Genomic DNA, 6,434 nt, shown 5'->3' on the forward strand with positions numbered 1-6,434 from the left:
CCGACATGCCCGTTCAATTGCTGCAGGAAACCCCTTCACAGACCGCTGGCCCGTATGTCCACATCGGTCTTGCACCGCAGGTGGCCGGCAACCCGACCCGCGAGCTGGAAATCTGGAACGAGATGGCCAGGCCCGAGGCGCCCGGCGAGCACATCGTATTGCTGGGCAACGTCTTCGATGGCAACGGTCACCTGATCCGTGATGCCTACCTGGAGTTCTGGCAGGCGGATCATCAGGGTGCGTATCACAGCGAATTCGACCCGGACAGGCCGTTCAACGGCTTTGGTCGCACGGCTACCACGGACGATGGCCAATGGATCCTCAAGACCATCAAGCCAGGCTCGGCGCGCAATGCGGCGGGCGTGCCGATGGCGGCGCACATCAATGTTTCGCTGTTTGCGCGGGGCATCAATATTCATCTGCAGACGCGGTTGTATTTCGACGACGAAGCCCAGGCGAATGCGCAGGACCCGGTGCTCAATCTGATCGAGCAGCCCCCGCGCCGCGAAACCCTGGTGGCACGTCGTTGCACGCACGAGGGGCAGACGGCCTATCGTTTTGATATCCGCGTACAGGGTGAGGGCGAGACAGTGTTTTTCGATTTCTGAATCGCTTGTCGATTCAGCAATCAATGTGCGTGCGTTTCAAGGCGCCTGCATCGGCAGGCGACCCTATAAAAATAAAAGGACATCTCCATGACGCTTTCCGCCGGCAGCCCCGCGCCGAGTACGCTCGACGTTCAGGCCTTCATCAATGCGCAACCGCTGTCCAGGTATCAGTGGCGAGTGGTTGCGCTGTGTTTTCTGATCGTGTTTCTCGACGGCCTCGATACTGCCGCAATGGGCTTCATTGCACCTGCGCTCAGCCAGGATTGGGGGATCGATCGGGCCAGTCTGGGGCCGGTGATGAGTGCCGCGCTGATCGGCATGGTGTTCGGCGCGCTGGGTTCCGGCCCGCTGGCCGACCGCTTCGGGCGCAAGGTGGTGCTGGTGGTCGCGGTGCTGCTGTTCGGTCTTTTCAGCCTGGCCTCAGCCTACAGCAGCAACATTGATCAATTGCTGGTACTGCGCCTGTTGACCGGGCTGGGTCTTGGCGCGGCGATGCCCAACGCCACCACCTTGCTGTCGGAATATACCCCCGAGCGGCTCAAGTCGTTGCTGGTGACGAGCATGTTCTGCGGTTTCAATCTGGGCATGGCGTGCGGCGGTTTTGTATCAGCCAAACTGATCCCCAGCATGGGCTGGCATAGCCTGCTGATGCTGGGCGGTATTCTGCCCCTCCTGCTGGGGTTGGTGCTGATGTTCTGGCTGCCGGAGTCGGCGCGGTTTCTGGTGGTACGCAATCGCGGTGCAGAGCGGATCCGCAAGGTGCTGGCACCGATTGCGCCAAAGGCGCTGGCCGGCATCACTGATTTCAGCGTTCCCGAGCAGAAAACCGTCAGCAGCCGTAATGTGCTGAAAGTGATTTTCTCCGGCAACTACAGTGCCGGCACGCTGTTGCTGTGGCTGACGTATTTCATGGGTCTGGTCATCGTCTACCTGCTGACCAGCTGGCTGCCGACGCTGATGCGCGACAGCGGCGCGAGCATGGAACAGTCGGCCTTTATTGGCGCGCTGTTTCAGTTCGGCGGGGTGTTGAGTGCTGTGGGCGTGGGCTGGGCGATGGATCGTTACAACCCGCACAAGGTCATTGGTTGTGCCTATGCACTGGCGGGGGTGTTCGCCTGGCTGGTCGGGCAGAGTCTGGGTAACGTCGCGCTGTTGGCGACACTGGTGCTGCTGGCCGGCATGTGCATCAACGGCGCGCAGTCGGCAATGCCGTCGCTGGCGGCGCGCTTTTACCCCACCCAGGGGCGTGCCACGGGCGTGTCGTGGATGCTCGGGATCGGCCGCTTCGGCGCCATTCTCGGCGCCTGGGCCGGTGCCACGCTGCTGGGCGTGGGCTGGACGTTCGAGCAGGTGCTGACCGCGCTGGTAATCCCGGCAGCGCTGGCCGCGATAGCGGTGCTGATCAAGGGCTGGGTCAGTCATTCGGACGCTACCTGAAACCTTTCAATCTGGAGTGGTGATGTGAACAGAGCGAGCAATCAACTTTTCGATGCCTACTTCATGCAACCCGAAATGCGCGAGATCTTTTCCGATGAAGGCCGGGTGCAGGGCATGCTCGATTTCGAGGCTGCGCTGGCCCGGGCACAGGCACGCGTCGGCCTGATCCCGCCCGAGGTGGTCGCCGACATCGAGCTGAGCTGCGACGCACGGCTGTTCGATTTCGACGCGCTGGCAATTGCCATCGGCAGTGCCGGCAATTCGGCGATTCCGCTGGTCAAGGCGCTGGGCAAACAGATTGCCGCACGCAGCGCTGAAGCCGAGCGCTACGTGCACATGGGCGCGACCAGTCAGGATGTGATGGACAGCGGGCTGGTCCTGCAACTGCGTCGAGCCATCGTGCTGCTTGAGCGTGACCTCACCCGACTGGCCGATGCGATGGCTGAGCAGGCACAGCGTCATGCCGGCACGCCGCTGGCCGGACGCACCTGGCTGCAGCAGGCCACGCCGGTCACGTTGGGGATGAAAATCGCTGGCTGGCTGGGCGCAGTCACTCGCCATCGGCAGCGCTTGAACGAGATCAAACCGCGTTTGCTGTGCCTGCAGTTCGGTGGTGCTTCCGGCAGCCTCGCGGCGCTGGGCGATCAGGCCTTTTCGGTGGCCGAAGCGCTGGCCGATGAGTTGCAGCTGGCGTTGCCCGAGCAGCCCTGGCACACCCAGCGCGACCGACTGGTGGAGTTTGCCGGTCTGCTGGGCCTGATCGCCGGCAGTCTCGGCAAGCTGGGGCGCGATGTGAGCCTGCTGATGCAGACCGAAGTGGGCGAGGTTTTCGAGCCTTCGGCACCGGGCAAGGGCGGATCTTCGACCATGCCGCACAAGCGCAACCCGGTCGGCGCTGCGGTCATGATCAGCACCGCGACTCGCGCACCGGGGCTGGTGGCCACCATGCTGGCGGCCATGCCGCAGGAGCACGAACGCAGTCTGGGCCTGTGGCATGCCGAGTGGGAGACCTTGCCGGAACTGTGCTGTCTGGTCTCCGGTTCGCTGCAGCAGGCGTTGCAGGTGATACCCGGTCTGCAGGTCGATGCCGAGCGCATGGCGATCAATCTGCAATCCACCAAAGGCCTGGTTCTCGCCGAGGCAGTGAGCATTGCCCTGGCTCAGCGCATCGGGCGCGATGCTGCCCACCATCTTGTAGAGCAGTGCTGCCGGCGTGCGGTGGAGCAGGGCGCGCATTTGCGTCAGGTGCTCGGCGAAACCCCGCAGGTCAGCGAGCAGTTTTCTTCTGACGAGCTGGATCGTCTGCTCGATCCGGCCCATTACCTCGGCCAGGCTCGCCATTGGGTCGAGCGCGCCGTGGCCGAACACACAAGGATTTCCCGATGACCGAAGATGAACGTTACGAAGCCGGCATGCAGGTGCGCCGCGCGGTGCTGGGCGATGCGCATGTCGATAACAGCCTGAGCAAACTGACGCCGTTCAATGAAGAATTCCAGGAGATGATCACTCGTCACGCCTGGGGTGATATCTGGACGCGTCCGGGGTTGCCGCGCCATACCCGCAGCCTGATCACCATCGCGATGCTGATCGGCATGAATCGCGAAGGCGAATTGCGCCTGCACCTCAAGGCCGCGAAAAACAATGGCGTGACCCGTGAGGAAATCAAGGAAGTGCTGATGCAGAGCGCGATCTACTGCGGCATTCCGGCGGCGAATGCGACGTTCCACCTGGCTGAAGCGGTGTGGGATGAAATGGGCGTGGAGTCATTGCAGGACAATTGAGAGCGGTGATCGAGAACGCCGCCGCAGCGCCCTCGGCCACGGCGGCGTCCTGTTCGGATCAGAGCAGCGACAGCGGGTAGCTGACGATCAGGCGGTTTTCGTCGAACTGGTTGGTGTTGTAGTCGCGGCGCATGGTGGAGTTGCGCCATTTGACTGACAGGCTTTTGAACGCGCCGTTCTGGAACACATAAGCCAGCTCGGTTTCGCGTGCCCACTCTTCGCCGTCGGTGATGGCCCCGGTATGCACGTTGTCGCCGCTGATGTAGCGGTTCATCAGGGTCAGGCCGGGTACGCCCAGAGCTGCGAAATCATAGTCGTGGCGCAACTGCCAGGACTTCTCCCTGGCGTTGTCGAAGCTGGAGTTGTAACTGTCGTTGGCCAAGGTCCCGCCACTGGTACCGTTGACGCGCATCCAGGCGCTGTCGCCGCTGACTTTCTGCAGGCCCACATAAAAGGTGTTGCCACCGTGCCGTGCCGAAAGCAGCGCTGACCAGGTCTTGTTGTCCAGATCGCCGGCCAGCGACTGACCGTCGTCCTTGCCCTGGAAGTAGCCAAGGTTGGCCCCCAGCGTCCAGCTGCCCAACGGCTGGCTGTGCAGCAGGTTGAAATATTGCTGGTGGTAGATGTCTTCAAGCTCGGCGTACCACACGCCGACCTGGGTGCGCTTTTCGTTGAACACGTACTCGCCGCCGCCAAAGTTGAAACGGTCGGAGGTGAACGCGGTGCGGCCATTCAGGGACATGTCTTCCATGCTCGCGTCGTTGCGCGGGCTGTTGCCACGGAACTGACCACCGTAGAGGGTCAGGCCGTCGATCTCCTTGGAGGTGATCTGCCCGCCCTGAAAGGTTTGTGGCAGCGAGCGGCCGTCATCCGAGCGCAGGATCGGCAGCACCGGCATCCACTCGCCGACCTTCAATTCGGTCTTAGAGAAGCGCGCCTTGCCGGCCACGGCCAGTCGCCCGAAGTCGTCGGCCGGGCGTCCATCGCTATGGATGGGCAGCAATTGTGTGCCGCCGGTACCCTTGCCGCCGTCCAGCTTGAGCGAGTAGAGGCCCAGCGCGTCGACACCAAAGCCGACGGTGCCTTGGGTGAAGCCGGAGCGGGCGTCGAGGATGAAGTTTTGCGTCCACTCCTCGGCGTAGTTCTGCGCGTTGGCCGGGTCGACGAAGTTGCGGTTGATGTAGAAGTTGCGTAGGTTCAGATTGACCTTGGCGTCTTCGACGAATCCGGCACTCTGGCCGCTGATGGGCGTCAGGCTTGCAGCGACGGCCGCGGACAGACCGCAAAGGAGTTTGCAGGGGGAATTCACGCGCATGGAACAGACCTTTTTTGTAGTTATTGAGTCGTGTAGCTGGCTGTGATAGTGAAATGCCGGAACGCGCCACGCAATTGTGGAACAGTTGTTTTGGGCGATTATCGAACGTTAATGAACCGGTTCGAACATTTTCTTCAAGAAGCCGCAAACGTGTGTGCGATGCTCACTGTTTTGTAGACATGGGTAGCGGGCGCGGGCGCTTTCGGCCACTGCGTCTGGCTGCTGAAACTTGAACAAGGAAGCGCAATGAGCACTGCCAGCACGCCGTTGTCCGGCGTCAATCAACCTCTCAAAGGTATTGGCTTCATTCTTCTGGCGACCTTTCTGTTTGCCAGTCACGACACCCTGTCCAAATACCTGTCCGGCTTCTATCCGATCATTCTGGTGGTCTGGGCGCGCTATCTGGTGCACACACTGCTGATGGCCTGCATCTTCATGCCGTCATCGGGCTTGCGGGTGTTGCGCACCAAGCGTCCCGGCCTGCAGGTCTTGCGTGCGCTGGCGTTGCTGGGTACCAGTCTGCTGTTTACCAGCAGCCTGATGTTCATCCCGCAGGCAGAGGCGACGGCGGTCAACTTTCTTGCGCCGTTGCTGGTTACCGCGTTATCGGTGCCACTGCTGCACGAGCGTGTGACGCGTGGGCAGTGGATTGCGGTGGTGGTGGGGTTTGTCGGGGTGATGATCATCATTCATCCGGGCGGCGAGCTGTTTACCCCGGCGATTCTGTTGCCGCTGTCGTCGGCCTTGTGTTTTGCGCTGTATCAACTCCTGACGCGGTTGGTCAGTCCGTTCGACAGCCCGACCACCAGCAATTTTTTCGCGGGGCTGTTCAATACCCTGTTGATGAGTGCGTTGGTGCCGTTCTTCTGGGAAGTGCCTGCGCTCAAGCACTTGCCGTTTCTGCTGGCGCTGGGTGCGTGCGGGATGTCGGCGCATTTGCTGCTGACCCAGGCCTTCCGCTTCGCCGCCCCGGCCATGCTTGCGCCGTTCAGTTATTGCCAGATCGTGTTCGCCGGACTGCTGGGCTACCTGGTCTTCGACCACACCCCGTCTCCGACCGCGCAGGCCGGCATCGCCATCATCTGCCTCAGCGGTCTGGCGGCGGCTTGGCAACAGCGGCGCAAGGGTGGGTAACTACCGGGGCTGAAGATCCGATTGGCGCCTATGCCGATGTTCAGTTGGCATGTTTTTCCTGACGCCCTGCGTCGCAGCACAATGTCATGCTGCGCCTGCAGGAGGCCGCCATACGTGCTTTTCGATCACGGTGGCACAGACGACGCAAATTGCGACGTA

The 6,434-nt window shown here is 61.8% G+C and carries 6 protein-coding genes; 5 read left to right on the forward strand and 1 reads right to left on the reverse strand.

Annotated features, from left to right (window positions below):
* The first annotated feature begins 5 nt into the window (after positions 1-5).
* The 4 genes from pcaG (at position 6) to pcaC (ending at position 3,826) form a co-directional block, all read left to right on the forward strand.
* Complete coding sequence (pcaG, locus tag P406_RS22395; RefSeq protein ID WP_003315612.1) at positions 6-608, forward strand: protocatechuate 3,4-dioxygenase subunit alpha; 603 nt, start codon at positions 6-8, stop codon at positions 606-608.
* Positions 609-695: 87 nt separating this feature from the next.
* On the forward strand, positions 696-2,045 hold the full coding sequence (gene pcaK, locus P406_RS22400) for a 4-hydroxybenzoate transporter PcaK (protein WP_046237398.1): 1,350 nt from the start codon (positions 696-698) through the stop codon (positions 2,043-2,045).
* A gap of 24 nt (positions 2,046-2,069) precedes the next feature.
* Complete coding sequence (locus tag P406_RS22405) at positions 2,070-3,431, forward strand: 3-carboxy-cis,cis-muconate cycloisomerase (RefSeq protein ID WP_046237399.1); 1,362 nt, start codon at positions 2,070-2,072, stop codon at positions 3,429-3,431.
* Complete coding sequence (pcaC, locus tag P406_RS22410; RefSeq protein ID WP_003315610.1) at positions 3,428-3,826, forward strand: 4-carboxymuconolactone decarboxylase; 399 nt, start codon at positions 3,428-3,430, stop codon at positions 3,824-3,826. The genes P406_RS22405 and pcaC overlap by 4 nt, the downstream gene beginning before the upstream one ends.
* 58 nt (positions 3,827-3,884) lie before the next feature.
* Here pcaC and P406_RS22415 read toward each other — a convergent pair whose 3' ends face one another.
* Positions 3,885-5,141 carry an OprD family porin gene (locus P406_RS22415; protein WP_046237400.1) on the reverse strand — a complete coding sequence of 419 codons (1,257 nt, stop codon included), beginning with the start codon at positions 5,139-5,141 and terminating at the stop codon, positions 3,885-3,887.
* A gap of 246 nt (positions 5,142-5,387) precedes the next feature.
* Between P406_RS22415 and P406_RS22420 the strand changes: the two genes are divergently transcribed.
* Entirely contained in the window at positions 5,388-6,275 is an 888-nt protein-coding gene (locus tag P406_RS22420; protein ID WP_046237401.1) for a DMT family transporter, read from the forward strand.
* Positions 6,276-6,434 lie beyond the last annotated feature (159 nt).

Origin of the sequence: Pseudomonas syringae pv. coryli str. NCPPB 4273 (assembly GCF_000972175.1) — a bacterium.
Lineage (GTDB): Bacteria > Pseudomonadota > Gammaproteobacteria > Pseudomonadales > Pseudomonadaceae > Aquipseudomonas > Aquipseudomonas syringae.